General features: G+C 69.7%; 26 protein-coding genes and 1 pseudogene. 16 read left to right on the plus strand and 11 right to left on the minus strand.

All coding sequences use genetic code 11. The features are described from left to right. Positions 1 to 665: pseudogene (locus Q0568_RS04325) on the plus strand (TIM barrel protein); the annotation flags it as partial. A gap of 151 nt (positions 666 to 816) precedes the next feature. Next, positions 817 to 2,109, plus strand: a complete 1,293-nt coding sequence (gene xylB, locus Q0568_RS04330; protein ID WP_298862807.1) for a xylulokinase — start codon at positions 817 to 819, stop codon at positions 2,107 to 2,109. Positions 2,110 to 2,456: 347 nt separating this feature from the next. On the opposite strand, the gene araA is transcribed toward xylB, so the two are convergent. The 6 genes from araA to Q0568_RS04360 all read right to left on the minus strand — a co-directional run bounded on the left by araA (position 2,457) and on the right by Q0568_RS04360 (position 8,221). Beyond that, positions 2,457 to 3,974, minus strand: a complete 1,518-nt coding sequence (gene araA, locus Q0568_RS04335; protein ID WP_298862810.1) for an L-arabinose isomerase — start codon at positions 3,972 to 3,974, stop codon at positions 2,457 to 2,459. Between the two features lie 11 nt (positions 3,975 to 3,985). Continuing rightward, positions 3,986 to 5,560 carry an FGGY-family carbohydrate kinase gene (locus Q0568_RS04340; RefSeq protein WP_298862813.1) on the minus strand — a complete coding sequence of 525 codons (1,575 nt, stop codon included), beginning with the start codon at positions 5,558 to 5,560 and terminating at the stop codon, positions 3,986 to 3,988. Continuing rightward, entirely contained in the window at positions 5,557 to 6,273 is a 717-nt protein-coding gene (locus Q0568_RS04345; RefSeq protein WP_298862816.1) for an L-ribulose-5-phosphate 4-epimerase, read from the minus strand. Before Q0568_RS04345 ends, Q0568_RS04340 begins: the two co-directional genes overlap by 4 nt. A gap of 217 nt (positions 6,274 to 6,490) precedes the next feature. Continuing rightward, positions 6,491 to 7,513: a LacI family DNA-binding transcriptional regulator gene (locus Q0568_RS04350; RefSeq protein WP_298862818.1), complete on the minus strand. Its 1,023-nt coding sequence runs from the start codon at positions 7,511 to 7,513 to the stop codon at positions 6,491 to 6,493. Positions 7,514 to 7,547: 34 nt separating this feature from the next. Then, positions 7,548 to 7,976: a TA system VapC family ribonuclease toxin gene (locus Q0568_RS04355; RefSeq protein ID WP_298862819.1), complete on the minus strand. Its 429-nt coding sequence runs from the start codon at positions 7,974 to 7,976 to the stop codon at positions 7,548 to 7,550. Continuing rightward, a complete protein-coding gene (locus tag Q0568_RS04360; protein ID WP_298862822.1) occupies positions 7,973 to 8,221 on the minus strand; it encodes a hypothetical protein in 249 nt (82 codons plus the stop codon). The genes Q0568_RS04355 and Q0568_RS04360 overlap by 4 nt, the downstream gene beginning before the upstream one ends. A 66-nt stretch (positions 8,222 to 8,287) precedes the next feature. Between Q0568_RS04360 and Q0568_RS04365 the strand changes: the two genes are divergently transcribed. From Q0568_RS04365 to Q0568_RS04405, 9 genes are all read left to right on the plus strand, one after another. Further along, positions 8,288 to 9,334 carry a LacI family DNA-binding transcriptional regulator gene (locus Q0568_RS04365; protein WP_298862825.1) on the plus strand — a complete coding sequence of 349 codons (1,047 nt, stop codon included), beginning with the start codon at positions 8,288 to 8,290 and terminating at the stop codon, positions 9,332 to 9,334. Positions 9,335 to 9,421: 87 nt separating this feature from the next. Beyond that, entirely contained in the window at positions 9,422 to 10,756 is a 1,335-nt protein-coding gene (locus tag Q0568_RS04370; RefSeq protein ID WP_298862828.1) for an extracellular solute-binding protein, read from the plus strand. After that, positions 10,753 to 11,697: a carbohydrate ABC transporter permease gene (locus Q0568_RS04375; protein ID WP_298862831.1), complete on the plus strand. Its 945-nt coding sequence runs from the start codon at positions 10,753 to 10,755 to the stop codon at positions 11,695 to 11,697. The genes Q0568_RS04370 and Q0568_RS04375 overlap by 4 nt, the downstream gene beginning before the upstream one ends. Beyond that, the gene (locus Q0568_RS04380) at positions 11,697 to 12,611 is read left to right on the plus strand and encodes a carbohydrate ABC transporter permease (protein WP_298862835.1); all 915 of its coding nucleotides are present in this window, start codon (positions 11,697 to 11,699) and stop codon (positions 12,609 to 12,611) included. The genes Q0568_RS04375 and Q0568_RS04380 overlap by 1 nt, the downstream gene beginning before the upstream one ends. Positions 12,612 to 12,641: 30 nt before the next feature. Beyond that, positions 12,642 to 14,165, plus strand: a complete 1,524-nt coding sequence (locus Q0568_RS04385; protein WP_298862838.1) for an alpha-N-arabinofuranosidase — start codon at positions 12,642 to 12,644, stop codon at positions 14,163 to 14,165. 47 nt (positions 14,166 to 14,212) lie between these two features. Next, complete coding sequence (locus tag Q0568_RS04390; protein WP_298862844.1) at positions 14,213 to 15,058, plus strand: NAD(P)-dependent oxidoreductase; 846 nt, start codon at positions 14,213 to 14,215, stop codon at positions 15,056 to 15,058. Between the two features lie 11 nt (positions 15,059 to 15,069). Next, the gene (locus Q0568_RS04395) at positions 15,070 to 15,327 is read left to right on the plus strand and encodes a hypothetical protein (RefSeq protein ID WP_298862847.1); all 258 of its coding nucleotides are present in this window, start codon (positions 15,070 to 15,072) and stop codon (positions 15,325 to 15,327) included. A gap of 12 nt (positions 15,328 to 15,339) precedes the next feature. Further along, entirely contained in the window at positions 15,340 to 16,233 is an 894-nt protein-coding gene (locus Q0568_RS04400; protein ID WP_298862850.1) for a carbohydrate ABC transporter permease, read from the plus strand. 3 nt (positions 16,234 to 16,236) lie between these two features. After that, positions 16,237 to 18,084: a beta-L-arabinofuranosidase domain-containing protein gene (locus Q0568_RS04405; RefSeq protein WP_298862853.1), complete on the plus strand. Its 1,848-nt coding sequence runs from the start codon at positions 16,237 to 16,239 to the stop codon at positions 18,082 to 18,084. A gap of 33 nt (positions 18,085 to 18,117) precedes the next feature. On the opposite strand, the gene Q0568_RS04410 is transcribed toward Q0568_RS04405, so the two are convergent. The 4 genes from Q0568_RS04410 to Q0568_RS04425 are packed head-to-tail and all read right to left on the minus strand — an operon-like array spanning position 18,118 to position 22,420. Next, on the minus strand, positions 18,118 to 19,305 hold the full coding sequence (locus Q0568_RS04410) for a bifunctional 2-methylcitrate synthase/citrate synthase (RefSeq protein ID WP_298862856.1): 1,188 nt from the start codon (positions 19,303 to 19,305) through the stop codon (positions 18,118 to 18,120). A 3-nt stretch (positions 19,306 to 19,308) separates the two neighbouring features. Further along, on the minus strand, positions 19,309 to 20,211 hold the full coding sequence (gene prpB, locus Q0568_RS04415) for a methylisocitrate lyase (RefSeq protein WP_298862859.1): 903 nt from the start codon (positions 20,209 to 20,211) through the stop codon (positions 19,309 to 19,311). Next, positions 20,211 to 21,761: an MmgE/PrpD family protein gene (locus tag Q0568_RS04420; RefSeq protein WP_298862862.1), complete on the minus strand. Its 1,551-nt coding sequence runs from the start codon at positions 21,759 to 21,761 to the stop codon at positions 20,211 to 20,213. The genes prpB and Q0568_RS04420 overlap by 1 nt, the downstream gene beginning before the upstream one ends. Next, positions 21,758 to 22,420, minus strand: coding sequence for a GntR family transcriptional regulator (locus Q0568_RS04425; RefSeq protein WP_298862865.1), 663 nt, complete (start codon positions 22,418 to 22,420; stop codon positions 21,758 to 21,760). Before Q0568_RS04425 ends, Q0568_RS04420 begins: the two co-directional genes overlap by 4 nt. A 149-nt stretch (positions 22,421 to 22,569) precedes the next feature. On the opposite strand from Q0568_RS04425, the gene Q0568_RS04430 reads away from it, so the two are divergent. Genes Q0568_RS04430 through Q0568_RS04445 form a run of 4 tightly spaced genes read left to right on the plus strand, consistent with a single transcriptional unit; the run spans position 22,570 to position 24,791 of the window. After that, positions 22,570 to 22,905: a PadR family transcriptional regulator gene (locus Q0568_RS04430; RefSeq protein ID WP_298862869.1), complete on the plus strand. Its 336-nt coding sequence runs from the start codon at positions 22,570 to 22,572 to the stop codon at positions 22,903 to 22,905. A gap of 1 nt (position 22,906) precedes the next feature. Next, positions 22,907 to 23,275, plus strand: a complete 369-nt coding sequence (locus tag Q0568_RS04435; protein ID WP_298862871.1) for a DUF1048 domain-containing protein — start codon at positions 22,907 to 22,909, stop codon at positions 23,273 to 23,275. Further along, positions 23,272 to 24,027 carry an ATP-binding cassette domain-containing protein gene (locus Q0568_RS04440; RefSeq protein WP_298862874.1) on the plus strand — a complete coding sequence of 252 codons (756 nt, stop codon included), beginning with the start codon at positions 23,272 to 23,274 and terminating at the stop codon, positions 24,025 to 24,027. Before Q0568_RS04435 ends, Q0568_RS04440 begins: the two co-directional genes overlap by 4 nt. Next, positions 24,024 to 24,791: an ABC transporter permease gene (locus tag Q0568_RS04445; RefSeq protein WP_298862877.1), complete on the plus strand. Its 768-nt coding sequence runs from the start codon at positions 24,024 to 24,026 to the stop codon at positions 24,789 to 24,791. The genes Q0568_RS04440 and Q0568_RS04445 overlap by 4 nt, the downstream gene beginning before the upstream one ends. A gap of 128 nt (positions 24,792 to 24,919) precedes the next feature. Here Q0568_RS04445 and Q0568_RS04450 read toward each other — a convergent pair whose 3' ends face one another. Further along, entirely contained in the window at positions 24,920 to 25,894 is a 975-nt protein-coding gene (locus Q0568_RS04450; RefSeq protein WP_298862880.1) for an EamA family transporter, read from the minus strand. A 39-nt stretch (positions 25,895 to 25,933) separates the two neighbouring features. Here Q0568_RS04450 and Q0568_RS04455 point away from each other — a divergent pair, with 39 nt between their 5' ends. Next, on the plus strand, positions 25,934 to 26,470 hold the full coding sequence (locus Q0568_RS04455; RefSeq protein WP_298862884.1) for a CGNR zinc finger domain-containing protein: 537 nt from the start codon (positions 25,934 to 25,936) through the stop codon (positions 26,468 to 26,470). Positions 26,471 to 26,615 lie beyond the last annotated feature (145 nt).

The raw sequence follows: 26,615 nt of genomic DNA on the forward strand, positions 1-26,615 counted from the left end.
TCCGCTTCGCCATCGAGCCCAAGCCCAACGAGCCCCGCGGCGACATCCTGCTGCCCACCCTCGGTCACGCCCTGGCGTTCATCGAGTCGCTCGAGCGGCCCGAGCTGGTGGGCCTGAACCCCGAGGTCGGGCACGAGCAGATGGCGGGGCTGAACTACGCCGCCGGCATCGCCCAGGCGCTGTACCACGGCAAGCTGTTCCACCTCGACCTCAACGGCCAGCGCGGTATCAAGTACGACCAGGATCTGGTGTTCGGCCACGGCGACCTGCACAACGCGTTCGCGCTGGTGGACCTGCTGGAGAACGGCGGCCCCGACGGCGGCCCGACGTACGACGGTCCGCGGCACTTCGACTACAAGCCCAGCCGCACCGAGGACGAGTCGGGCGTGTGGGACTCCGCCGCCGCCAACATGCGCACGTACCTGCTGCTGAAGGAGCGCGCGGCCGCGTTCCGCGCCGACCCCGAGGTGCAGGAGGCGCTGGCCGCCGCCCGCGTGGCCGAGCTGTCGCAGCCGACCCTGAACGAGGGCGAGAGCTACGACGACCTGCTGGCCGACCGCAGCGCGTTCGAGGACTTCGACGCTTCGGCGTACTTCGGCGCCCGCGGCTTCGGCTTCGTGCGCCTGCAGCAGCTGGCCACCGAGCACCTGATGGGCGCCCGCTGACCCTGCCCTCCTTCTCGCCCTCTTCTCGCCTCCTTCTCGCCGAGACCCCTCCTGGTCGTCGAAACCCCTCGTGAGCGACGCGATTCAGGAGGGGTCTCGACGACGGTGAGGGGTTTCGGCGGTGGAGAATGTGGATGAGAGGATGCCGCGCATGGCACTCGTGATGGGGGTCGACTCGTCGACGCAGTCCTGCAAGGTCGTGATCTTGGACGCTGCGACCGGTGCGATCGTGCGCACCGGTCGCGCCGCGCACCCGGACGGCACGTCGGTCGATCCCGAGGCGTGGTGGGTCGCCCTGCAGCAGGCGATAGCGGATGCCGGCGGCATGGCCGACGTGCAGGCCTGGGCCATCGGCGGACAGCAGCACGGCATGGTCGCGCTGGACTCCTCCGGCGCCGTCATCCGCGACGCGCTGCTGTGGAACGACACCCGATCGGCGAGGGCCGCGGCCGACCTGGTCGCCGAGTTGGGGGCATCCGCCCTGGCGCAGCGCACCGGGCTGGTGCCGGTGGCGTCGTTCACCATCACCAAGCTGGGCTGGCTGCGGGATGCCGAACCCGAGAACGCCGCGCGGGTCGCGGCCGTCGCGCTTCCGCACGACTGGCTGACCTGGCGGCTGCGCGGGTTCGGTCCGTCTTCCTCGTCGCAGGTCGACGAGCTGGTCACCGACAGATCGGATGCCAGCGGCACCGGCTACTGGAATCCTGCGACCGGCGAATACGACCGCGAGCTGCTGGTCGCGGCGCTCGGCCACGATGTCGTGCTGCCGCGCGTTCTGGGGCCTGCCGAGTGGGTTCCGGATGCTGACGGCAGGCGGGTCGGCCCTGGTGCCGGCGACAACGCCGGCGCGGCGCTGGGCGTCGGTGCGCTTCCCGGGGACGCGGTGGTGTCGATCGGCACCAGCGGCACGGTCTTCGCCGTCAGCGAGAAGCCCGTGCACGACGAGACCGGCACCATCGCGGGCTTCGCGGATGCCGACGGCCGCTTCCTGCCGCTGGTCGCCACGCTCAACGCGGCCCGGGTGCTGGATGCCATCGCGCGTCTGCTGGGCGTCGACCACGACGAGCTGTCCCGGCTGGCGCTGTCGGCTCCCGCAGGTGCTGGCGGCCTGCACCTGCTGCCCTACTTCGAGGGCGAGCGCACCCCGAACCTGCCCGACGCCACGGCCACCCTGTCGGGCATGACCCTGGCATCCACGACCCGCGAGAACCTGGCCCGCGCCGCGGTGGAGGGGATGCTGTCAGGCTTGGGCGCCGGGCTGGATGCGCTTCGCGCGCAGGGCGTCCGGCTCGAGCGCGCGCTGCTCATCGGCGGCGGTGCGCAGTCGCAGGCCGTGCGCGAGATCGCGCCGGCCGTGCTGGGGGTTCCGGTCGAGGTGCCGGAGCCGGCTGAGTATGTCGCGCTCGGTGCGGCGCGGCAGGCGGCGAGGGTGCTCGGGGCCTGAGACGGGACGGGCACCTGCTCGCCCGGCATCCGGCATCCGGCATTCGGCATCCGCCCAGAACCGGAGGATCGCCCAGATCCGGACGAATCAGGCCGTCTTCTTCCGGATCCGGGCAGTCTTCCGGATCTCAGCACGGTCCGACCCAGCCGACCGACCCTTCGACAGGCTCAGGGACCCAGGCGACGCACTGCTCGGCATCCACCCGCAGCCCACCGGCATCCGCGGCCCAGAACCGGAGGATCGCCCAGATCCGGACGGTTCAGGCCGTCTTCTTCCGGATCCGAGCGGTCTTCCGGATCTCAGCCGCGCCAACGCACCGGATGCCGATCAGGCAGGCTTGCTACGACTCAGAACCCCTGTGCCAGCCGGTAGTACGCCTGGTTCCAGCGCACCTGCCTCTGGAACTCGGGCAGGGTGGTGGACTCGTCGATCGTCAGCAGCTCGATGCCCGCCATCTCGGCGAAGTCGCGGAACGCCTCGATACCGACGGCCGTGGACATCACGGTGTGGTGCGCGGCGCCGGCGGTCAGCCAGGCGGCGGCGCTGGTGGTGAAGTCGGGCGCGGGCCTCCACACCGCACGGCCCACGGGGAGCTTCGGCAGAGCCTCGCGCGGCTCGACGTTCTCCACCACGTTGGCGGTCAGGCGGAACCGGTCGCGCATGTCGCTGAGCGCGACGACGACGGCGGGGCCCGGGTCGGCGGTGAAGACCAGGCGCACCGGGTCGTCCTTGCCGCCGATGCCCAGCGGGTGCACCTCGAGGGTCGGCTTCGCAGTGGTCAGCGAGGGCGAGACCTCGAGCATGTGCGCGCCGAGGATCAGCTCGGCACCGGGCGTCATGTCGTAGGTGTAGTCCTCCATCAGGCTCGCGCCGCCCGGCAGGCCCGCACCCATCACGTTGGCGACGCGCACGAGGATCGCGGTCTTCCAGTCGCCCTCAGCGCCGAAGCCGTAGCCCTCGGCCATCAGGCGCTGCACGGCCAGGCCCGGCAACTGCTTCAGAGCACCGAGGTCCTCGAACGAGGTGGTGAAGGCGCCGAAGCCGCCCTCCTCCAGGAACGACCGGAGCCCGATCTCGATGGCCGCGCCGTCGCGCAGGGACTGATGCCGCTCTCCCCCGCGGCGCAGTTCGGGCACCACCTCGTACAGCTCCTCGTACTCGGCCACGAGGGCATCGATGTCGGCCGAGGAGGCCGCTGCCACGGCATCCGCCAGCTCGTTCACGCCCCAGGTGTTCACCTGCACGCCCAGCCGCAGTTCGGCCTCGGTCTTGTCGCCCTCGGTGACGGCGACGAAGCGCATGTTGTCGCCGAAGCGGGCCAGCTTCAGCGAGCGGGATGCCGCCAGCCCCGCCGCCGCGCGCTGCCAGGTGCCGAGCTCGACCCACACCCGCGGGTCGGACGCGTGCCCGACGATGGTCTTGCGCGGCACGTTCAGCCGGGTCTGGATGTACCCGAACTCGCGGTCGCCGTGCGCGGCCTGGTTGAGGTTCATGAAGTCGAAGTCGATGTCCGCCCAGGGCAGCTCGACGTTGGCCTGCGTGTGCAGGTGCGCGAGCGGCTTCTGCAGCGCGTCGAGGCCCGCGATCCACATCTTGGCCGGGCTGAACGTGTGCATCCAGGCGACGACTCCGATCACGCTGTCGTCGGCGTTCGCCTCGAGCATGACCTTCTTGATGGCGGCGGAGTCGGTCAGCACCGGCTTCCACACGATGCGCACCGGCACCTCATCGGCGCCGTCCAGGGTCGCGGCGATCGCCCGCGACTGCTCTGCGACCTGCGCGAGGGTCTCCGGCCCGTACAGGTGCTGGCTGCCGGTGAGGAACCAGACCTGGTAGCCGTCGAGGGAGGTGGTGAGCTTGGGCATGGATGCTGTCCTTAGAGGGAATCGACGGCGGCGGCCTCGATGGCCAGACCCGCGCGGTAGCGGTCGAGGTAGGTGGTGAAGCCGGCGACGTCGGCGGGATCCGGGTCGGTGACGGAGACGGATGCCGCAGCGAACACGTGCTGGTCGAGGTAGGCGTCCAGGCTCAGTTCCGCAGCGGAGGACAGGTACGACGCGAGCACCGCGATGCCCCACGCTCCACCCTCGGATGCCGTCTCGCCGACGGCCACGGGGGCGTTCAATGCGCCGGCCAGGAAGCGCTGCACGACACCGGCCGTGCGGAACATGCCGCCGTGGGCATACATCCGATCCAGCGCCACGCCCTCGTCGGTCAGCACCTGCATGCCCAGCGCGAGCGTGCCGAACACGCCGTACAACTGCGCGCGCATGACGTTGGCGAGCGTGAAACGGCTGTCGGGCGTGCGCACGAACAGCGGGCGTCCCTCGTCCAGGCCCACGATGGGCTCGCCGGCCAGGTGGTTGTAGGCGATCAGCCCGCCGGCATCCGCCTCGCCCTGCAGCGCCTCGCGGAACAGCGTCTCGAAGACGGCGTCCGCGGAACCACGGATGCCGGATGCCTCGGCGAACCGGGTGAACAGACCCGCCCAGGCGGCCAGCTCACTGGCCCCGTTGTTGCAGTGCACCATCGCGACGGCGTCTCCTGCAGGGGTGGTGACGAGGTCGAGCTCGTGGTGCACGCCGGAGAGCGGGCGATCGAGCACGACCATCGCGAAGATGCTGGTGCCCGCGCTCACGTTGCCGGTGCGCGGGGCGACGGCGTTCGTGGCGACCATGCCGGTTCCGGCATCTCCCTCCGGCGGGCACAGGGGGATGCCCGACTTCAGCGCCCCGGACGGATCCAGCAGCGCCGCGCCCGCCGCGGTCAGGGTTCCGGCATCTGCTCCTGCCACCAGCACTTCGGGCAGCAGCGCGCGCAGGTCGCCGCCGGTGTGGTCGTCGTAGCGGGCGATGAGCTGCTGGTCATAGTCGCGGACGGTGGAGTCGATGGGGAACATGCCGGATGCGTCGCCGATGCCCAGCACCCGCCGACCGGTGAGCTGCCAGTGCACGTACCCGGCCAGGGTGGTGAGGAAGCGCACGTCAGCGGCGTGCGGCTCGGCATCCAACTGCGCTTGCCGCAGGTGCGCGACCGACCAGCGCAGCGGGATGTTCACGCCCAGCAGCTCGGTGAGCTCGGCGGCGGCAGGGCCGGTGTTGGTGTTGCGCCAGGTGCGGAACGGCGTCAGCAGCTCGCCCGCACCGTCGAAGGCCAGGTAGCCGTGCATCATGGCCGAGACTCCGATGGCGCCGAAGGCGTCGGGCCGCACGCCGTAACGGTCGTGCACGTCGGCCACCAGGTCGGCGAAGGCCGCCTGCAGGCCCGTCCACACCTCGTCGAGCGCGTAGGTCCACAGCCCGTCCTGCAGCCGGTTCTCCCACGAGAACGACCCGGTGGCCAGCACGTCGGTGGGCGTGGAGCCGATCAGGCACGCCTTGATGCGGGTGGAGCCCAGCTCGATGCCCAGGCTCGTGCGGCCGGCGAGGATGTCGTCGCGACGGGTCGTCATCGCCGGGTGTCCGAGTTCTGTCCGTACACGTTCTGGTATCGGTCGTACAGGCGGTCGATGGCCTCCTGCGGGATGGGCACCAGGGGGCCGGCCTCGCGGGCCAGATGCACCGAGCGCGCGACATCTTCGACCATGACGGCGGCCTTCACGGCATCCTTGGCATCTGCACCGATCGTGAACGGGCCATGGTTCGCCATCAGCACCGCACGCGAGCGGTGGCCGCGCAGCGTCTCGACGATGCCGCGGCCGATGGAGTCGTCGCCGATGATGGCGAACGGACCGATGGGCACCGGGCCGCCGAACTCGTCCGCCATCGCGGTGATCACGCACGGGATCTCCTCACGACGCGCCGCCCAGGCGACGGCGTACGTGGAGTGGGTGTGCACGACGCCGCCGACCTCGGGCATGTGCCGGTAGACGTAGGCGTGCGCGGCGGTGTCGCTGGAGGGCGAGCGGTCGCTGCCCGGCGTGCCGGGGATGACGTTGCCGTCGAGGTCGCACAGGATCATGTTCGAGGGGGCGAGGTCGTCGTACGAGACGCCCGAGGGCTTGATGACGAACAGGTCCGCGCCGGGCACGCGCCCGGAGACATTGCCCCCGGTCCAGACCACCAGGCCGTTGCGGACGAGTTCGCCGTGCAGGCGCGCGACATCCTCGCGGACGGCTTGGATGGATGCTTCGACCTCGGGGCTGAAGGGGGCTTCGTCGCTCACGGCACCTCGCTGCTCTGCATGATCACCGGCCACTGTGACCGGTCACATCCCCCAGCATGACACGCCCCCACCTCCCCGTCAATCCCCCTCCTGGTACCCGCCCCGCTCCCCCTCTTCCGTCGAGAGAACGACATCTCGCCGAGCGCACGGGAACTTCGCGCGAACAAGCCGTGCACCCGGCGAGGTCCCGTGCTCTCGACGGAGAAGTGTGGGGGGCTCAGCGGGGTTGGGGCGGGGGCGGGGCGACGGAGTCGCGGAGGATCAGGACCGGGGCGACGGGGAGAAGAGCGGATGCTGCGGCATCCGGTCCGGCGATCAACGCGGCCACCGCACGGCGCGCGAGCTCAGTGAAGTCCTGCCGGATCGTGGTCAGCCGCGGCCAGTAGAACGCGGCATCCGGGATGTCGTCGAAGCCGACCACGCTGACATCTCCCGGCACCGACCGGCCCGCCTCGTGCAGACCGCCCAGCAGCCCCAGCGCCATCTGGTCGTTGGCGCTGAACACCGCGGTCACGCCGGACTCGATCACGGCAGCGGTCGCGGCGTAGCCGGATGCCGCCGACCAGTCCCCCGCGATGACCGGCCCGGGCTCCCACCCGCGGGCGGCCGTCTCGGCGGAGAACCCCTCGGCACGAGCCTCGGCCTCCAACCAATCGGCGGGCCCGGCGAGATGCGCGATGCGGGTGTGGCCGGCATCCGCCAGCGCCGCCGTGGCGAGCCGCGCGCCTGCGGCCTGGTCGACCGACAGCCCCCGGGCACCCCGGCCCGAGGAGTGCAGCGTGACGATCGGAACGTCGATGCGCAGGGCATCCAGCGCATCCAGGGTGCGGGCGTGCGGCGCCACCACGACGATGCCCTCCACGCCCTGCGAGATCAGATGGTCGACGGCGGCGACCACGGCATCCGCGTCTCCCGCCTCGGCGAACGCGGCGCTGACCCAGTATCCGGCCGCGCGGGCCGACGCCTCGATGGCGGCGATGCTGCGCGACGGACCGTACTGCTGGGCGTTGGACGCCAGCACGCCCAGCGTGCGCGAGCGCCGGGTTCCCAGCGCGCGGGCGGCATTGTTCACGCGGTAGCCGAGTTCGGCCATCGCGGCCATGACCCGCTCGCGGGTGCCGTCCGCCACCTCGGGATTGTCGTTGAGCACCCGCGACACGGTCTGCCTGGACACCCCGGCGAGCGCGGCGACGTCGCGCACTCCCACGGCGCGCGTGCGCTGCTGACCCGGCTCGTTCATCGTCCCGAGTGTACGGCGCGCGCGCAGGCTCACCTCACGCCGACGGGTCGACCAGCCGCAGCCCTGGGAAGCGCGCGAGCCCACGGTCGAAGGACGCCAGCGTCGCACCGTGCTCGATGGCCAGCGCCGCGTGATAGGCATCCGGCACGTCATTCCCTCGCGCGCCGCCTTCGCGCACCAGCCGGCCGAAGATGCCCCAGTGCCGGGGCCCTGGGCGGGCGATCACGGTGAACGGTGCGGTCAGGGCGTTGTCGCAGGACTGCATCGCCGTCTCGGGCGACGACGGCGGGTCGAACACGCGCGGGTGGGTCATCAGGCGCACCGCGCCAGAGAGCGCCAGCTCGGAGACGCCGATGACCTCTCCCTCTGCGACAGACTCCGCGACCCACCCGCTGACGAAGCCATGCTGCTCATGCCCGATTCGCAGGAACGGGACCCACAGGTTCACATCGAGAAGGATCACAGATCCTCCATCAGCTCGAGCATGGCCGCATTGCTGCGCCAGTTGACTCCCGGGCGCAGTCCTCGGTCACCCGGCACCTCCACCGCGATGCTCCCCCAGTCGAAGTCGACAGGCCCGATAGGCCGCACTGCGAGGTAGCTCCTCAGTGCGTCGTCCACCACGTCACCGAGGGGCACGCGGCGCTTCGCCGCGACGACCTTGATCTCGGCGAGCAGATCATCCTCGATGTTCACAGTCGTGCGCATGAACGCATCATAGCATCACGTCAACGCATCATGATGCGACGGATGCTCGCTACTAGGCTGGCCCGCATGAGCGCGTCGCCACCCCGCCGAGCGACGATGAAGGATGTCGCAGCCCTCGCCGGCGTCTCGCCGAAGACCGTCTCGAACGTCGTGACCGGGGCCTTCGCGGTCAACGACGACACCCGCATCCGCGTCGAGCAGGCCATGGCGCAGCTGGACTTCGTGCCCAATCTCAGCGCGCGCCGGATGCGCACCGGCCGCTCGGGCACCATCGCCGTCGCGCTGCCGGATCTCGCCACGGCGTACTCCGCGGAGCTCGTGCACAGCATTGTCACCGCCGCCCACCAGCGGGGCCTGGCCGTGCAGTTCGAGGAGACCGCGCTGAGCCCCGAGCGCGAGAACGAGCTGCTGGCCCGTGCGCGCACCAGACTGGTCGACGGCCTGATCCTGAACCCGGTGCGCCTGGAGGACAGCGTGCTGCGCGACACTGCCGACCTTCCGCCGATCGTGGTGATCGGCGAGGTGGAGCAGAATCGCGCCGACCATGTGCTCATCGACAGCAGGCTGGCGGCGACCGAGGTCGCCCGGCATGTGCTGAGCCGGGGGGCACGGCGCATCGCCGTCATCGGCGGGCACAGCGATCACGAGCTCGCGACGGCGACCAGCCGCCTGCGCCTGGAGGGCGTGCACGACGCGCTGCGCGAGGCCGGCATCGCCCCCGACCCGAGGTTGGAGATCGACCAGCTGCCGTGGTCGATGGTCTCCGGCGCCGAGGCGATGGCCGAACTGCTGGACCGCCGTATCCCGTTCGACGCCGTGATCGCCTTCACCGACTCCTTGGCGTTCGGGGCGCTGCACACGCTGGCCGAGCGCGGCATCCGCGTGCCCGACGACGTGCTGCTGACGGGATTCGACGACGTCGAGCTGTCGTCGTTCACGGCCCCATCGCTGACCACGGTGGCCTTCGATCGCGATGCGCTGGCGGATGCCGCGCTGTCGCTGCTGACCTCGCGGATGGATGATCGGGAGATGCCGCCACGCGGCGTGACGCTCCCGCACCGGCTGCGCATGCGCGCCAGCACGGCCGGCACTCCCCGCGGCCTCCATCCGTGACGGTCTGATCTCCGGCATCCGAGAATCGACTCTTGCGCGTCGGATTACCACGATGTAATGATGGAGCCGTTCACGAAGGAGTGATTCATGACACCCCCGTTCGATCTCTCTCGAAGGCAGTTCCTCACCGCCGCTTCCCTCACTGCCGGCGCGGCCCTGCTCACCGGTTGCGCACCGGGCACGGCATCCGCCTCCACCGCGCAGACGCTGCAGTTCTGGCATCTGCTCTCCGGCGGCGACGGCGTGACCATGTCGCAGTTGCTCGACAAGGTCAACAAGGCGCAGAGCGCCTACCGCATCCGCCCCACCGTGCTCGCCTGGGGCACCCCGTACTACACCAAGCTCGCCATGGCCGGCGCCGGCGGGCGAGCGCCCGACGTCGCCATCATGCACGCCACGCGCGTGCCGGGCTGGGCGCCGGGCGGCCTGCTGGACAGCTGGGACCTGGACAGGCTTGCCGAGCTCGGCGTGGACGAGTCCACCTTCCCCGAGCCGATCTGGAAGAAGGGCATCGTCGGCGGCAAGCGGTTCAGCGTCGCGCTCGACGCGCACCCGTTCGTCCTGATGTACAACACCGACATCTGCGGTGCTGCCGACCAGCTCGACTCCGACGGACAGTTGAAGAAGACCTCCTCTCCCGACGAGTTCCTCGACCAGCTGAAGGCCGTCGGCTCGGTCGCGAAGGGCCACGCGCTCTCGTACGGCTACCTCGGCGACGGCGCGCAGATGTGGCGGCTCTTCTACGGCCTGTACGCCCAGCACGGTCTCGCCATCGACCTGCCGACCGGCGGGAGGATGGGCATCGACAAGGATGCTGCGGTCGAGACGCTGACGTTCATGAAGACCCTGCTCGACGGCAAGATCGCCGCAGCCCAGAACGACTACGGCACGGCCGTCGCGGAGTTCGCCACCGGCAAGAGCGGGATGCTGATGACCGGGGTCTGGGAGCTGCGCACCATGCAGAACGCCAAGCTCCCGTTCGACGCCACCATGATCCCCACGCTCTACGGCACGCCGGCCGCCTATGCCGACTCGCACTCGTTCGTGCTGCCCCACCAGGCGCACGCCGATGAGAAGCGCCGCGCTCTGACGTACCAGTTCGTCGCCGACATGCTCAAGGGATCGTTCGGCTGGGCCGAGGCCGGGCACATCCCGGCGTACCTGCCGGTGACCACCTCGCCCGAGTACGCGAAGCTGCTGCCGCAGGCGCACTACGCCGAGGCCGCCGACCACGTGGTCTACGACCCCGAGGCGTGGTTCACCGGCTCCGGGTCCAACTTCCAGGGCGAGTTCGGCGCGGCCGTGCAGAACGTGCTCCTGCGCGGCGACGACCCCGGCGCCGCCGTCGACAGGTTCGAAAGACGCGTGAACACCCTGCTCGCGCAGCCCAACCCCGCCGACCCCGAAGGGAAGTGGAAGTGATGACGACCACAGCCAGCACCCGCGCGGTCGTCACCGGCCGCAAGAGCCCCACGCCGTTCCGCGCCGCGGGCCCCCGCAACCGCGAACAGCTCGTCAGCTGGGCGTTCCTCGCCCCGTTCCTGATCGCCTTCGTGCTGTTCCTGGCCTGGCCCATCGTGCACGGCCTGTACCTGAGCTTCACCGACCAGTCGCTCACCGGCGCCGGCGGCGGGTTCGTCGGCTTCTCCAACTACGCCGAGGCGCTGGGCGACCCGGTGATGTGGCAGTCGCTGTGGAACACCGTGTGGTTCACGCTGCTGTCCACCGTGCCGCTGGTGGCGCTCGCACTGCTGATGGCGGCGCTGGTCGATCGCGGCCTGCCCGGACAGTGGCTGTGGCGGCTGTCGTTCTTCATGCCCTACCTGCTGGCATCCACGGTCATCTCGCAGATCTGGGTGTGGATCTTCAACCCGCAGATCGGCGCGGCCAACAACATCCTGAAGGCCCTGGGACTGGAGCCGATCGCCTGGCTGCAGAATCCCGACACCAACATGATCTCGATCGTGATCGCGACGGTCTGGTGGACCGTGGGCTTCAACTTCCTGCTGTACCTCGCCGCCATGCAGAACATCCCGGCGCAGCAGTACGAAGCGGCGTCGCTGGACGGCGCCGGCGGCTGGCGGCAGTTCTGGTCGATCACGCTGCCGCAGCTGGGACCGGCCACCGTGCTGATCCTGATCCTGCAGATCCTGGCATCCCTGAAGCTGTTCGACCAGGCGTACCAGATGCTCGGCGGCGTCGCCAGCGACACCACGCGCTCGATCGTGCAGTACATCTACGAAGCCGGATTCGTGAACTACCGGTTCGGGTTCTCGGCCGCCATCTCCTACGTGTTCTTCGCCCTCATCATCATCATCGGCGTGGCCCAGGCCCTCGTGACCCGTCGCAAGAAGGAGCTGTGATGTCCACCGCAACGCTCTCCCCCACCGAGACGCTCACCGTCCCCGGCCGCTCCGATCGCCCCAAGCACACCCGCAAGCCCGGCCACCGGCCGTTCGGCCCGCTGCGCATCGTCGCGTTCCTCGTGCTCGCACTGATGGCCATCGGCTGGCTGCTGCCGTTCCTGTGGGCGGTCGCGACAGGATTCAAGACCGAGACGGATGCCGCCTCCGGCGACCCCTCGTGGATCGGCGCATCGGGCCCGACGACCGACGCGTTCACCGCGATCCTGTCGCAGGGCAACGTGTACCTGTGGGCGTGGAACAGCCTGCTGACCTCGGTGGCCATCACGGTCATCACCGTGGCCATCTCGGCGCTGGCGGCCTACGCGTTCTCGCGGCTGGACTTCCGCGGGCGGCGCTGGCTGTTCGTGGCCATCATCGCCGCCATCGTGGTGCCGCCGCAGGTGCTGATCATCCCGCTGTTCTACGAGATGCTCGCGTTCGGCATGGTCGACACATACTGGGGCCTGATCCTGCCGCAGGTGGTCGCGCCGGCGATGGTGTTCATCCTGAAGAAGTTCTTCGACGCGATCCCCATCGAGCTGGAGGATGCCGCTCGCGTGGACGGCGCGAGCCGGTTCCGCATCTTCTGGTCGATCGTGCTGCCGCTGTCGCGCCCGATCCTGGCATCCGTCGCGATCTTCGTGTTCATCGGCGCCTGGAACAACTTCCTGTGGCCGTTCCTCGTCATCAACGACACGACGCTGATGACGCTGCCGGTGGGCCTGCAGACCGTGATCAGCGCCTACGGCGTGCAGTACGCCCAGGTGATGGCGCAGGCCGTGCTGGCTGCACTGCCGCTGATCGCCGTGTTCATCGTGTTCCAGAAGCAGATCGTCAAGGGCGTCGCCACCAGCGGCTTCGGCGGCCAGTAGCATCCACCCCATCCCCTCACAAGGAGAGCAATGTCCCAGTCCCGCATCACCATCGACCGCGAGTTCACCATCGCCGACGTGCCCCGCCGACTGTTCGGCTCGTTCGTCGAGCACATGGGGCGCTGCGTGTACACCGGCATCTTCGAGCCCGGGCATCCCGCTGCCGACGCCCGCGGCTTCCGCACGGACGTACTGGAGCTGGTGCGCGAGATGGGGCCGACCGTGGTGCGGTACCCGGGCGGCAACTTCGTCTCCGGGTACCGCTGGGAGGACGGCGTGGGTCCGGTGACCGACAGGCCGGTGCGGATCGACGGCGCCTGGCACACCATCGAGACCAACGCCTTCGGCCTGCACGAGTTCGTGGACTGGGCGCGCGAGGCCGACGTCGAGGTGATGGAGGCCATCAATCTGGGCACCCGCGGCGGGGAGGAGGCGCGCGCGCTGGTGGAGTACGCCAACCATCCGGGCGGCACGTACTGGTCGGACCTGCGGCGGGCCAACGGCTCGGCCGACCCGTTCGACATCAAGCTGTGGTGCCTGGGCAACGAGCTGGACGGCCCGTGGCAGATCGGCCACAAGACCGCGCACGAGTACGGCCGGCTGGCGCAGGAGACCGCCAAGGCCATGAAGCTCGTCGACGACTCCATCGAGCTGGTGGCGGTGGGATCCTCGAACCGCGGGATGCCGACGTTCGGCACCTGGGAGCACACCGTGCTCACGCACGCGTACGACGAGGTGGACTACATCTCCATGCACGCGTACTACCAGGAGCACGACGGCGACGCCGAGTCGTTCCTGGCCGAGGCCGTGGAGATGGATGCCTTCATCGATGGCGTCGTCTCGACCATCGATGCGGTGAGGGCAGCCGGCAAGCACACCAAGCAGGTGGACATCTCGTTCGACGAGTGGAACGTCTGGTACCAGTCAGGCCTGGACACCGAGGACCAGCCGCACCAGGTCTCGAAGGCCTGGCGCGAGCATCCGCGGCTCATCGAGGACACCTACTCGGTGACGGATGCCGTGGTCGTGGGCACTTTCCTCAACAGCCTGCTGCGGCACGGCGACCGCGTGCGCATCGCCAACCAGGCGCAGCTGGTGAACGTCATCGCGCCGATCCGCTCGGAGGAGGGCGGTTCCGCCTGGCGGCAGAGCAGCTTCTGGCCCTTCGAGCGCATGGCCCGACTGGCCCGCGGCCGCATCCTGCGGCTGGCGGTGTCGGCATCCCAGATCGCCACGAAGAGGTACGGAGACGTGGATGCCGTGGACGCGGCCGCCACCTGGGACGAGGAGACCGGGCGCGTGGTGGTGTTCGTCGCCAACCGCTCTCTGACGGATGCCTCGGATCTGACGGTCGACCTGCGCGGCTTCGGCGACCTGCGTGTCCTGAAGGCGGAGACCCTGACGATTCCGGAGGGCGGCGACCGGCACACCGCGAACCTCGAGACGACTCCGGACGCCGTGCACATGGTGCCGCTGGCGGGCGCCGAGATCGTGGACGGCGCCGTGCGCGCGACGCTGCCGGCGCTGAGCTGGTCGGTGATCGAGCTGGGCTGATCCCGGCTACGGTGACAGAACAGGCATCCGACGGAAGGACCTCACCCATGCGCATCGCCGTCACCGGATCATCCGGCAAGCTCGGCACGGTCGTCGCCCGCGAACTGCGCGCGCACGGCTGGGACGTGATCGGGATGGATGTCGTGGGCAGACGCGGCCCGGACTTCGTGCAGGTCGACCTGACCGACTACGGGCAGGTCGTGGACGCGCTCACGGCAGTGGGCGACCGCCACGACGGGATCGACGCGGTGGTCCATCTCGGCGCGATCCCGGCGCCGGGCATCCGCTCGGATGTCGCGACCTTCCACAACAACATGCCGGCGACGTTCAACGTGTTCTGGGCCGCCGTGCGGCTCGGCATCCGCCGCATCGTCTACGCGTCCAGCGAGACGGTGCTGGGCCTGCCGTTCGACGTGCCGCCGCCGTACATCCCCGTCGACGAGGAGTATCCCGCCCGTCCGGAGTCGGTGTACTCGCTGGTGAAGACCCTCGAGGAGCAGCTGGCGCGCGAGCTGGTGCGCTGGCATCCGGATCTGTCGATCACCGCCCTGCGGTTCTCGAACGTGATGGTGCCCGAGGACTACGCGGAGTTCCCGTCCTTCGACGCCGACGCGATGCGACGCAAGTGGAACCTGTGGGGATACATCGACGCCCGCGACGGCGCCCAGGCCGTGGAGCGCGCCCTGCAGGTGGCGAAGCCCGGCTTCGACAGGTTCATCATCGCCGCGGCCGACACCGTGATGACCCGCCCGAATGCCGAGCTCATCTCCGAGGTGTTCCCCGGCGTACCGGTGACCCGCGAGGTCGGACCGAACGAGACGCTGCTGTCGATCGACCACGCCCGCGAGGCGCTGGGCTTCGATCCGCAGCACTCCTGGCGCGACCACGTGTAGCGGGGAGCCGAATGCCGGCCCAGAGGCCCGCCCTCACGACCATCATGTGCGTGACCGGATCGCTGCTGGCGTTCGAGCAGTTCTACATCCTCACCAAGGGCGGGCCGGACAACTCCACGATGACCGTCGTGCAGCTGATCTACAACGTCGCCTTCCAGGGGCAGAACAGCCTCGGCATCGCCGGCGCCCTGTCGGTGATCGTCCTGCTCGCCCTCGTGGTGATCAACGTCTTCCAGCTGCGCGCCTTCCGGCGCGGCGACGAGAACTGACCGGAGTCCGACATGACCGTCACCGATACCCGCACGGACTCCACCCGCGCCATCGTCGCGCCCGGCGCCGTGCGCGCCCGCCACCACCGGATGCCGTTGGCCTTCGGCATCCCGTACTGGGTCTTCACCGGCGCGCTGGCCCTGATCTTCCTGTACCCGCTGATCTGGACGGCGGTCTCCAGCGTGAGCCCGCACGCCGGCACCAGCCAGACCGACGGCTGGGGCTTCGGCAACTACGCGGCCCTCGGCGACTACCAGGCCGGCATCTGGGTGTACCTGTGGAACTCGACCGTGGTGTCGGTGCTCACGGTGGCCCTCACCCTGTTCATCTCCCTGCTGGGCGGCTACGCGTTCGCACGGTTCTCGTTCCCCGGCAAGAACGCGCTGTTCCTGCTGACACTGGCGATCCTGATGGTGCCGTACGCCACGCTGCTGATCCCGCTGTACGTGATCCTGAACGCGGTGGGCCTGCAGAACTCGCTGGTGGGCGTCTCGCTGGTGATCACGATGTTCCAACTGCCGTTCTCGATGTTCATGATGCGGATCTCGTTCGAGTCGATCCCCCGCGAGCTCGACGAGGCGGCACTGGTGGACGGATGCTCGAGCTGGGGCGCGCTGTGGCGGGTGCTGCTGCCGGCGGTCAAGCCGGGGCTGGTCACCGTGGGCCTGTTCGCCTTCCTCACGGCGTGGAACGACTTCATGGCGCCGCTGATCCTGATCAACGACACCAACCGGATGACGCTGCCGCTGGCCGTCGCGAACCTGCGCGGCCAGGTGCAGGGCGTGGTCGACTACGGGGCCACCGAGGCCGGTGTCGTGGTGCTGGCGCTGCCGTGCATCCTGCTGTTCCTTCTTCTTCAGAGACACTACGTGCGCGGATTCATGTCCGGCGCCTTCAAGGGGTGAGTGATGACCGAGATCATGACGCCGGTGATTCCGGCACGCGGCCGACTGCGCCCGCTGGGGCTCTCCGAGGTGGTGCTGACCGACGGCTTCTGGGCCGAACGGCAGCGCGTGAACGGCACGGCCACGCTCGCGCACGCCGAGGCCAAGCAGGAGTCCGAGGGGTGGTTGCCCAACTTCGACCTGGCCGCGGCCGGCACGCTGCCGGAGGGCAGGCGCGGCAGGGAGTTCTCCGATTCGGAGGCGTACACGCTGCTGGAGGGGATGGCGTGGGAGATCGCCCGCACGGACGACCCCGCGCTGGAGGCCCGGTTCCGCGCGATCGTGCGCCGGGTGGCCGCCGCGCAGGAGGCCGACGGCTATCTGAACACGCGGTTCGGGCGGCCGGGGCAGGGCGCCCGCTGGTCGGACCTGCAGTGGGGGCACGAGCTGTACTGCCTGGGTCATCTGTTCCAGGCCGCGGTCGCGCGCATCCGCACCAGGCCGGATGCCGATGACGGCCTGCGCGACGTGGCGCTGCGCGCCGCCGACCTGGTGTGCCGCGAGTTCGGCCCCGACGGTCGCGACGCGATCTGCGGGCACGCCGAGGTGGAGGTCGGCCTGGCGGAGCTCGGCCGGGCGACCGGACGCCGCGAATACATCGACCAGGCGGCGCTGTTCGTCGAGCGGCACGGCCGCGGGTCGCTCGGCGACATCGAGTACGGCCGGGAGTACTTCCAGGACGACGCGGCCGTGCGGGATGCCGAGGTGCTGCGCGGCCACGCGGTGCGCGCGAACTACCTGTCGGCCGCGGCCGTCGACGTGGCCGTCGAGAATCAGGATGCCGAGCTGATGAACGCCCTGCGCGCGCAGTGGGCGCACACGGCGGAGCGTCGCACCTACGTCACGGGCGGGCAGGGCTCGCACCATCAGGACGAGGCGTTCGGTGAGGACTGGGAGCTGCCGCCGGACCGGGCGTACTCGGAGACGTGCGCGGGGATCGGGTCGATCATGTTCTCGTGGCGGCTGCTGCTGGCCGACGGCGATGAGCGCTACGCCGACCTCATCGAGCGCACCCTGTTCAACGTGGTCGCCACCTCACCGTCGCCCGACGGCCGCGCCTTCTTCTATGCCAACACCCTGCACAAGCGCACGCCCACGCATTCCGTGGACTCGGAGGCCACGTCGCCGCGGGCCTCGTCGGCCATGCGGGCGCCGTGGTTCGAGGTGTCGTGCTGCCCGAACAACCTCGCGCGCACCTTCGCCAGCCTGGCGGCGTACGTCGCGACGGCGGATGACGAGGGCGTGCAGGTGCACCAGTTCGCGCCGAGCACGGTGCGCACGGAGTTGACCGACGGCACGCGCGTGGCGTTCGACGTGCAGACGGAATACCCCGAGCGCGGCACGGTGCGGGTGACGATCGTCGAGGACGGCGAGTGGACGCTGAGTCTTCGCGTGCCTGCCTGGGCGGTCGGCGCCGGCGCGCGGTTCATCCGCGACGGCTCGGCAGAGGTTCTGGATGCCGCCCCCGGCGCACTGCGCGTGCGCCGGACGTTCCGCGCCGGCGACATCGTCGAGCTCGAGCTGCCGGTGGCGCCGCGGATCACCGTGCCCGACCCGCACGTGGACGCCGTCCGCGGCTGCGTGGCGATCGAGCGCGGCCCCGAGGTGATGGCCCTGGAGTCACCGGACTTCGGGACCGACATCGGCGAGGCCGTCGCGGATGCCGCATCCGCTCCGTTCGAGCGCGACGGAGCCGTGTGGGCGCGCATCGCCCGTCGCGGCGGCGAGGCGCACGTGGTGCGGCTGATCCCGTACCACTCCTGGGCTCAGCGCGGCCCGTCGACCATGCGGGTCTGGCTGCCGACGAGCTGAGCCCAGGGTGTTCCCGAGGGGCGGATGCCGGTATCAGCCGGCGGCCTCTTCGGGTCGCTCCTGCACGTCGATCGCGGCGGTGTCGGGGGTGTAGCCGGAGATGTGGCGCTCGTCGACGCCGTCGTAGGCCGACAGCGGGCGGATCAGCGCGTTGCGGGACTGCTGCTCGAGGATGTGCGCCGTCCAGCCGGTGACGCGCGCCGCGATGAACAGCGGCGTGAACGTGAGCGTGTCGAAGCCGATCAGGTTGTACGCCGGGCCCGACGGGTAGTCCAGGTTCGGGTAGATGCCCTTGCGCGAGACGAACTCGCTCTCGAGCTTCTCGTACAGCTCGGCGACATCGGGGCGGTCGTAGTGCTCGACCAGGGTGTCGAGAGCTGCCTTCATGGTGGGCACGCGCGAGTCGCCGCGCTTGTAGACCCGGTGCCCGAAGCCCATGATCTTGCGCTTCTCAGCCAGCGCCTTGTCCAACCATGCAGAAACCTCCGAAGCCGAGCCGATCTCGTCGAAGATGTGCATGACGGCCTCGTTGGCGCCGCCGTGCAGCGGGCCCTTCAGCGCGCCGATGGCGCCGACCACGGCCGAGTACATATCGCTGAGCGTGGACGTGATCACGCGGGCGGTGAACGTGGACGCGTTGAACGAGTGCTCCGCGTACAAAATCATCGAGCGGTTGAAGGCGTCGACGACGACCGCATCCGGTTCCTCGCCGAAGGTGAGCCAGAGGAAGTTCGCGGCATAGTCGAGGTCGTCGCGCGACTGCACGATCTCCTGCCCGCGGCGGCGACGCTGGCCGTACGCGACGATGGCCGGCAGCACGGCGAACAGCGCCAGGCTGCGCTGAAGATTCTGCTCGGGCGTGCCCACCGCGTCCAGCACGTTGCCGGTGCCCGCGGTCTCGAATGCACCGATCACGCTGACCGCGGTGCGCACCTCGTCCATCGGATGCGAGTCCAGCGGCAGCGCGTCGATCGCGGCCTTCACGGCCGGGGTCAGCGCGCGGTGCTCGCGCTCGGCGGCGCGGAAGGCGGCCAGCTGTCCGGCATCCGGCAGCTCACCGTTCCACAGCAGGTAGGCGACGGCTTCGAACGGCTGGGTGGCCGCCAGCTCCTGCACGGGATATCCCCGGTACATCAGGCTGTTGGTCTCGGGGTTGACCTTGCTGATGGCGGTGACGTCGGCGACGACGCCGGCGAGGCCCTTCTTGATGTCCTCGGTCATTGCTCAGCCCTTCGTGACGGTGAAGTTGAAGACGCCGGAGTCGAAGTGGTTGTACGACTCGTAGTCGATGAGGTCATACAGGTCGGCGCGGTGCTGCATCTCGCCGAGCTTGGAGGTCAGGTGCCCCTCCTCGATCAGCGTATCGAGTGCGCGGGCCGATGCGCCCATGGAGATGCGCAGCAGCGACACCGGCCAGATGACGATGTTCACGCCCACGTCGCGCAGCTGGTCGACGGTGAACAGGTCGCTCTTGCCGAACTCGGTCATGTTGGCCAGGATCGGCACGTCCACGGCATCCCGCATCGCGGCGAATTCCTCGAGCGACCGCATCGCCTCGGGGAAGATCGCGTCGGCGCCGGCATCGACGAGGGCCTTGGCGCGGTCCTTCGCGGCGTCGAGGCCGTCGACGGCGGCGATGTCGGTGCGGGCCATGATCAGGAAGTTCTCATCGCGGCGCGCATCGACGGCGGCACGGATGCGCTTCAGCGCGGTCTGCTCGTCGACGACCTGCTTGCCGTCGAGGTGGCCGCACCGCTTGGGGTTGACCTGGTCCTCGATGTGGGTGCCGGAGAGCCCGGCATCCTCCAGCGTCTGGATGGTGCGCGCGACGTTCATCGGCTCGCCGAACCCGGTGTCGGCGTCGATGATGGCGGGCAGCTCGGTCATCCGGGCGATCTGCGCACCGCGGCCGGCCACCTCGCTGAGCGTGGTGAGGCCGATGTCGGGCAGGCCGAGGTCGGCGGAGAGCACGGCGCCCGAGATGTAGACGCCCTCGAAGCCCTTCTGCTCGATGAGCCGGGCCGACAGCGGGTTGAACGCGCCGGGGACGCGCAGCAGTTCGCCGGTCGCGAGCCGCTCCCGGAACAGCCGGCGCTTCTCGTGCGCCGGGGTGGATGAGTACAGCATCAGAACAGTCCCTTCGGGGCCTCGGGGGCGGATGCCAGGATGCCCGGCTTCGCGATGATCGAGAGCTCGCCGACCTCGGCGGCGGTCAGCTCGGGCAGGCGCTGCACCAGCTCGAGGAACCGGTCGATCTCGGCGGGCTCGAGCACCGGCTCGGCGAGGATGCGGAACTTGCGGATGTACTGCTCGCGGCCGAACGGCCGGGCGCCCAGCGGGTGCGCGTCGGCCACGGCGATCTCGTCGACGACCGTCGAGCCGTCGGTGAGCGTGATCTCCACACGACCGCCGAACGCCTTCTCGGCGGGGTCGATGGAGTGGTAGCGGCGCGTCCACTCCGGGTCCTCGGCCGTGGTGACCTTGTGCCACAGCTCCACGGTGTCGGGCCGTGCCGCACGAGACGGCAGGTACGAGTCGACGTGGTGCCAGGTGCCGTCCTGCAGGGCAACCGTGAAGATGTACGGCACGGAGTGGTCGAGCGTCTCGCGCGAAGCCGTGGGGTCGTACTTCTGCGGGTCGTTCGCGCCGGAGCCGATCACGTTGTGCGTGTGGTGACTGGTGTGGATGACGATCGACGCGATGTTCGCCGGGTCGCGCAGCTCGGGGCGGGCGGTGCCCAGGCGCCGGGCCAGGTCGATGATGGCCTGCGCCTGGTACTCGGCGGAGTGCTCCTTGGTGTACGTGTCGAGGATGCCGCGCTTGGCCTCGCCCGGAGCGGGCAGCGGCACGTCGTACGAGGCGCCTTCGTCATCTGCCCCATGAGAGCGGCCGTCCAGCATCCAGGCGATCACGCCGTCCTCGCCCTCGTAGATCGGGCTGGGCGACGTCTGGCCGCGCATGGCGCGGTCGACGGCCTCGACGGCCATCTTGCCGGCGAACGCCGGGGCGTGCGCCTTCCAGGTGGAGATCTCGCCCTTGCGGCTCTGCCGAGTGGCGGTGGTGACGTGCAGCGCCTGTCCGACGGCCTGGTAGATGGTCTCGGCGGGCAGATCCAGCATGGTGCCGATGCCGGCGGCGGCGGAGGGGCCGAGGTGCGCGACGTGGTCGATCTTGTGCGCGTGCAGGCAGATCGCTCGCACCAGGTCGACCTGGATCTCGTAGCCGGTGGCGATGCCGCGCACGAGGGCGCGTCCATCGCATCCGGCGTGCTGCGCGACGGCGAGGATCGGCGGGATGTTGTCGCCGGGGTGCGAGTACTCGGCGGCGAGGAAGGTGTCGTGGTAGTCCAGCTCGCGCACGGCCACGCCGTTGGCCCACGCCGCCCATTCGGGGCTGGTGCGGTGATCGAGCTCGGCGCCGAAGATCGTCGACCCCGCTCCCCCGGTGGAGACCGGGTGGCTGAAGGCCTGTGCGCGGGCGGCGATGATCGGGCCGCGGGTGAGGGATGCCGCGGCCACGGAGGCGTTGTCGATGATGCGGTTGATGATCATCTCGACGACCTCGGGCTCGACCTCCACCGGGTCGGCGGCGACCTCGGCGATCTTCCAGGCCAGCTGCTCCTCGCGGGGCAGCTCCTCCTCGGAGCGGTACACACGGACGTGATGGGTGACGGTCATGGGGTTCCTTCGTTCTGGAGAGATTCGAGGATGCCGGTGAGGGCGTTGTGCAGGTGGACGTGGGTGGCGTGCGCGGCGAGCTCCGCATCGCCGGCTGCCAGGGCACGGACGATGAGCAGATGCTCGGATGCCGATGCCGCCAGCCGCGCGGGCTTGTCGCGCGCCATGCGGCGCACCCGCACGAGGTGGGTGCGGACGGGTCGCAGGGCGGAGGTGAGGTAGTCGTTGCCGTGGGATGCGTCGATCTCGGCATCCAGTCGGGCGATGAGCGCGTAGTACGCGTCGCGGCCGGCGTCGCCGGCCAGGTCGACGTGCGAGAACTCCGCGGCGAGCGCGGCGAAGGCATCCCGATCGCCGCGCTGGGCCGCCAGCCGCGCGGCGGTCTCCTCCAGCGCGCGGCGGATCTCGAACAGGGAGCGGATGTCGTCGGCATCCAGTGCCGCGACGACGGTGACACGCGGCGACTGCTGCACGGCGAGGCCGTCGGCCACGAGCCTGCGCAGCGCCTCGCGCAGGGGCGTGCGGCTCACGCCGAAGCGCTCGGCCTGCTCGGCCTCGGCGAGCACGGCGCCGGCGGGAAGAGCCCCGGACTGGATCTCCTCCAGCAGCGCCGCGTACGCGCGGTCGCCGGCGCGCGGGGAGTCGACGGCAGTGCTCATAGAGCTCATCGTATACACAAACGCGCGCGAACGCCATCATACGCTGTTCTGAATGGCTCTGCGTATACATAAGAATCTTCTTGCATTCTCAGTACTCAGCGTTACTATGTACTAGTAGTCAATGACACTGAGTAGTGAAGGGAGCGCCGATGAGCAAGCAGTTGACCGAGATGCTCAAGGGCACGCTCGAGGGCATCGTGCTCGCGCTGCTGTCGGGCAGACCGGCCTACGGCTACGAGATCACCGCGCAGCTGCGCGACCGCGGTTTCGAGGACATCGCCGAGGGCACCGTGTACGCGCTGCTGGTGCGCATCGAGCAGAAGGGCCTCGTCGACGTCGAGAAGGTGCCCAGTGAGAAGGGCCCGCCGCGCAAGGTCTTCACGCTCAACGACCGGGGCGAGCAGGAGCTCGCCGAGTTCTGGACGACCTGGAGCCTCCTCGCAGGACGAATCGAAGAACTGAACCCGAAGAACAGGGAGAACTGACATGGCCATGAAGTGGATCGAGGCGGTCACCGGACCGCTCGAGCAGAAGAAGCAGTACCGGCAGGACAAGGCCCGCATCGAGAGCCTGCCGGAACCGTACGGGACAGCTGCGAAGGCGATGCACCGCTACCTGTTGAACACCAGCGGCATCGTCGACGGCGACGTCATCATCCGGATGCTGACCGACCTGGCCGACCTCTGGGAGGCGGCCGCCGTCGACGGCACCTCCGTGCACAGCATCGTCGGCGACGACCCGGTCGACTTCGCCGACACCTTCGCCAGGGCGTACGCCGCGAAGGAATGGCAGGACAAGGAGCGCGCGCGCTTCACCCAGGCGATCGAGGATGCCGAGAGGGCTGAAGGCTCATGACCGACGCGATCACCGTGCGCGGCGTGCAGAAGTCCTTCAAGGGCCTGCACGTGCTGCGGGGCGTGGACTTCACCGTCGAGCGCGGCAGCGTCTTCGCGCTTCTGGGCTCGAACGGGGCCGGCAAGACCACGCTCGTGCGGATCCTGTCGACGCTGTCGCAGGCGGATGCCGGCGGCGCGACCGTCAACGGGTTCGACGTGGCGGCCCGGCCGCTCGACGTGCGCCGGTCGATCAGCCTGACCGGGCAGTTCGCCGCGGTCGACGAGGTCCTCACCGGGCGCGAGAACCTCGTGCTGGTCGGTTGCCTGCGGCACCTGCCGGACCCGGGTGCGGCGGCGGATGCGCTGCTGGCCCGGTTCCGGCTGACGGATGCGGGCGCGAGGCGCGCCGGCACCTACTCGGGCGGCATGCGGCGACGGCTCGACATCGCCATGAGCCTGGTCGGCGACCCCGAGGTCATCTACCTCGACGAGCCCACCACCGGACTGGATCCCGAGGCGCGGATCGAGGTGTGGAACGTGGTGAAGGAGCTGGCGGATGCCGGTCGCACGGTGCTGCTGACCACGCAGTACCTCGACGAGGCCGAGCACCTGGCAGACCGCATCGCGATCCTGCACGAAGGGCGCATCATCGCGAACGGCTCGCTGGCGGAGCTGAAGCAGCTGCTGCCGGCCGCGACCGTCGAGTACGTCGAGAAGCAGCCCACGCTCGAGGAGATCTTCCTGAGCCTGGTCGGGAGGGATGCCGCATGACCACGCACTTCGTGGCGGACACCGCCACTCTCACCGGCCGCTCGATGCGGCACATCCTGCGCAGCGCCGACACCATCATCACCACGGCGGTCACCCCGATCGCGCTGATGCTGCTGTTCGTGTTCGTGTTCGGCGGCGCGCTGCGGCAGAGCATCGGGGCCGAGAGCTACGTGGACTACCTGCTCCCCGGCATCCTGCTCATCGCCATCGCCTCGGGCATCGCCTACACGGCGTTCCGGCTGTTCACGGATCTGCAGGGCGGCATCTTCGAGCGGTTCCATTCCATGCCCATCTCGCGGTCGAGCATCCTCTGGGCGCACGTGCTCACCTCGCTGGTCGCCAACGGCATCACGCTGGCGATCATCTTCGCAGTGGGGCTGCTGATGGGCTTCCGCACCAGCGCGAGCGTGTGGGCGTGGCTGGGCGTGATCGGCATCCTGGCGCTGTTCACGCTGGCGCTGACCTGGCTGGCCGTGATCGCGGGGCTGTCGGCGAAGACCGTCGACGGCGCCAGCGCGTTCAGCTACCCGCTGATCTTCCTGCCGTTCATCAGCTCGGCGTTCGTGCCGACCGAGACCATGCCCGGCCCGGTGCGCTGGTTCGCCGAGAACCAGCCGGTCACCTCGATCGTGAACTCGATCCAGGCGCTGTTCGCGGGTGAGCCCGTGGGTTCGTCGATCTGGGTCGCGCTGGCCTGGTGCGTCGGCATCCTCGTCATCGCCTATGTGTTCGCGATGCGCGCGTATCGGAGGCGGATCGGCTGAGCCGCCTGTTGCGCCGACACCCCGTGCTGACGTCCACACCCCGTGCTGCAGACGCCCACAGCACGGGGTGTCGGCCGTATCCCGGGGTGTCGGGCCTCAGCGGCAGGTCAGCCGGATCGGCCGAGGCATCACTCTACGAGGATCGGTTCCACCGCAGCGGATGCCTCGGCCGCGGCCGGCTCGCCGAGCTTGACGACCACGACGCCGGCCATCACCAGCAGGGCACCCAGCAGCTGGACCGGCTCGGGGAGCTGTCCCACCAGCATCCAGCCGAAAAGCATCGCGGCGATGACCTCGGCGAGGGCGACGAAAGATGCCAGTCTCGAGCCCAGCATCCGCGTCGAAGCGATGCCGAGCACGTATGCCAGCGCGGTCGCCAGCAGGCCGATGGCCAACACGGGTACGAACCAGGGCACGGAACCGAAGCGGTAGGCGACGTCGTCGAGGTTCCAGTGCATGGGCAGCACGCCGGTCAGGCCCGCCGTGGTCAGGCCCAGCGCGCCCAGCAGCAGCCCGACCCCGGCGAGGGCGATGGGCGGCATCCCGGTGTCCTCGCGGGCGGAGAGCACGAAGTAGGTCGCGGCGCCCACCATCGCGGCGAGCGCCCAGAAGATGCCGCCGACATCGACGCGCGCGCCGGTGAGGATGTCGAGCATGAGGATGAGGCCCGCGAAGGCGATCACCGCGCCCAGGATGCTGCGGCCGGTGGGCTTCTCGCCGCGGCGCAGCCACAGCCACAGCACGACCGCCACCGGTGCGGTGTACTCGATGAGCAGCGCGATGCCGACGTCCATCACGGCCACCGCCTGGAAGTAGCAGAGCTGCGTGGCGGTGACGGCCAGCAGTCCGTAGGCGATGATCATGCCGGCGTTGCGGCGCAGCACGTGCCAGCGACCGCGCATCGCGAGGATCGTGGGGACCAGCAGCACGAGGGCCGCTACCCACACCCGCGCGGTGACGGCCGCACCCGGGGTCCAACCCGCATCGATCAGGCCGCGCGCCCACGCGCCGGACATGCCGAACGAGAATGCCGCGCCCAGCGCGACCAGCAGACCCGCGCCGACGCCCGTGCGCGCCCGGGTGTCATATGCAACATGCCCCATGAGTGATGACACTATTCCTGTGCGATGTAAGGTGTCAACATGATCTTCACCAGTGACACGGAAGAGGCGCTGCGCGCTGCCGTCAGCCTGGTCAATTCCGCCGAGGAGCCGGACACCCTGGCGACCACCGACGACTTCGCCGCCTTCCTCGATGAGTACCCGTACACCGGCCGCATCGACCGCGATGACGCCGAACTTCAGGGTCTGCGCGCACTGCGCCCGCGGCTGCGGGACATGCTGCTGGCTCCCCGCGACGAGATGGTCGAGCACGTCAACGCCGCCCTCGCCGATGCCACGCTCACCCCGCGCCTGACCAGGCACGATGCGGCCGACTGGCACCTGCACGCCGTCGCCGACGACCATCCGCTGCCCGAGCGCATCCTCGTCGAGACCGCCATGGCGCTCATCGACGTCATCCGCGCCGACGAGGGCAGGCGGCTGGCGGTCTGCGAGGATGCCGACTGCCGGGCCATCGCGCTGGACCTCAGCCGCAACCGATCCAAGCGCTACTGCTCCACCACCTGCGCGAACCGCAACGCCGTCGCCGCCTACCGGGCGCGGCAGGCGCAGGGCTGAGTCCTCACGCCGATTCGGACACCCGCTCCGGCTACGCTCGAAGGCGGCACGACCCCGGGGGGGGGACACCATGACCGACCAGCATTCGCTGGAGCCCGATGACGGCTATCCCGTCATCCCACCACCACCGGAACAGGCGGATACC

This window comes from uncultured Microbacterium sp. (genome assembly GCF_937927635.1).
GTDB lineage: Bacteria > Actinomycetota > Actinomycetes > Actinomycetales > Microbacteriaceae > Microbacterium.

What these genes read in the sequence shown, in the direction of transcription:
- Q0568_RS04440 (WP_298862874.1), top strand. Translation starts at nt 23,272, where the DNA reads ATGACCGACGCGATCACCGTGCGCGGCGTGCAGAAGTCCTTCAAGGGC.
- Q0568_RS04435 (WP_298862871.1), top strand. Translation starts at nt 22,907, where the DNA reads ATGGCCATGAAGTGGATCGAGGCGGTCACCGGACCGCTCGAGCAGAAG.
- Q0568_RS04405 (WP_298862853.1), top strand. Translation starts at nt 16,237, where the DNA reads ATGACCGAGATCATGACGCCGGTGATTCCGGCACGCGGCCGACTGCGC.
- Q0568_RS04385 (WP_298862838.1), top strand. Translation starts at nt 12,642, where the DNA reads ATGTCCCAGTCCCGCATCACCATCGACCGCGAGTTCACCATCGCCGAC.
- Q0568_RS04450 (WP_298862880.1), bottom strand. Translation starts at nt 25,894, where the DNA reads ATGGGGCATGTTGCATATGACACCCGGGCGCGCACGGGCGTCGGCGCG.
- Q0568_RS04430 (WP_298862869.1), top strand. Translation starts at nt 22,570, where the DNA reads ATGAGCAAGCAGTTGACCGAGATGCTCAAGGGCACGCTCGAGGGCATC.
- araA (WP_298862810.1), bottom strand. Translation starts at nt 3,974, where the DNA reads ATGCCCAAGCTCACCACCTCCCTCGACGGCTACCAGGTCTGGTTCCTC.
- Q0568_RS04395 (WP_298862847.1), top strand. Translation starts at nt 15,070, where the DNA reads ATGCCGGCCCAGAGGCCCGCCCTCACGACCATCATGTGCGTGACCGGA.
- Q0568_RS04400 (WP_298862850.1), top strand. Translation starts at nt 15,340, where the DNA reads ATGACCGTCACCGATACCCGCACGGACTCCACCCGCGCCATCGTCGCG.
- xylB (WP_298862807.1), top strand. Translation starts at nt 817, where the DNA reads ATGGCACTCGTGATGGGGGTCGACTCGTCGACGCAGTCCTGCAAGGTC.
- Q0568_RS04420 (WP_298862862.1), bottom strand. Translation starts at nt 21,761, where the DNA reads ATGACCGTCACCCATCACGTCCGTGTGTACCGCTCCGAGGAGGAGCTG.
- Q0568_RS04455 (WP_298862884.1), top strand. Translation starts at nt 25,934, where the DNA reads ATGATCTTCACCAGTGACACGGAAGAGGCGCTGCGCGCTGCCGTCAGC.
- Q0568_RS04380 (WP_298862835.1), top strand. Translation starts at nt 11,697, where the DNA reads ATGTCCACCGCAACGCTCTCCCCCACCGAGACGCTCACCGTCCCCGGC.
- Q0568_RS04365 (WP_298862825.1), top strand. Translation starts at nt 8,288, where the DNA reads ATGAGCGCGTCGCCACCCCGCCGAGCGACGATGAAGGATGTCGCAGCC.
- Q0568_RS04445 (WP_298862877.1), top strand. Translation starts at nt 24,024, where the DNA reads ATGACCACGCACTTCGTGGCGGACACCGCCACTCTCACCGGCCGCTCG.
- Q0568_RS04360 (WP_298862822.1), bottom strand. Translation starts at nt 8,221, where the DNA reads ATGCGCACGACTGTGAACATCGAGGATGATCTGCTCGCCGAGATCAAG.
- Q0568_RS04370 (WP_298862828.1), top strand. Translation starts at nt 9,422, where the DNA reads ATGACACCCCCGTTCGATCTCTCTCGAAGGCAGTTCCTCACCGCCGCT.
- prpB (WP_298862859.1), bottom strand. Translation starts at nt 20,211, where the DNA reads ATGCTGTACTCATCCACCCCGGCGCACGAGAAGCGCCGGCTGTTCCGG.
- Q0568_RS04340 (WP_298862813.1), bottom strand. Translation starts at nt 5,560, where the DNA reads ATGACGACCCGTCGCGACGACATCCTCGCCGGCCGCACGAGCCTGGGC.
- Q0568_RS04390 (WP_298862844.1), top strand. Translation starts at nt 14,213, where the DNA reads ATGCGCATCGCCGTCACCGGATCATCCGGCAAGCTCGGCACGGTCGTC.
- Q0568_RS04425 (WP_298862865.1), bottom strand. Translation starts at nt 22,420, where the DNA reads ATGAGCACTGCCGTCGACTCCCCGCGCGCCGGCGACCGCGCGTACGCG.
- Q0568_RS04350 (WP_298862818.1), bottom strand. Translation starts at nt 7,513, where the DNA reads ATGAACGAGCCGGGTCAGCAGCGCACGCGCGCCGTGGGAGTGCGCGAC.
- Q0568_RS04410 (WP_298862856.1), bottom strand. Translation starts at nt 19,305, where the DNA reads ATGACCGAGGACATCAAGAAGGGCCTCGCCGGCGTCGTCGCCGACGTC.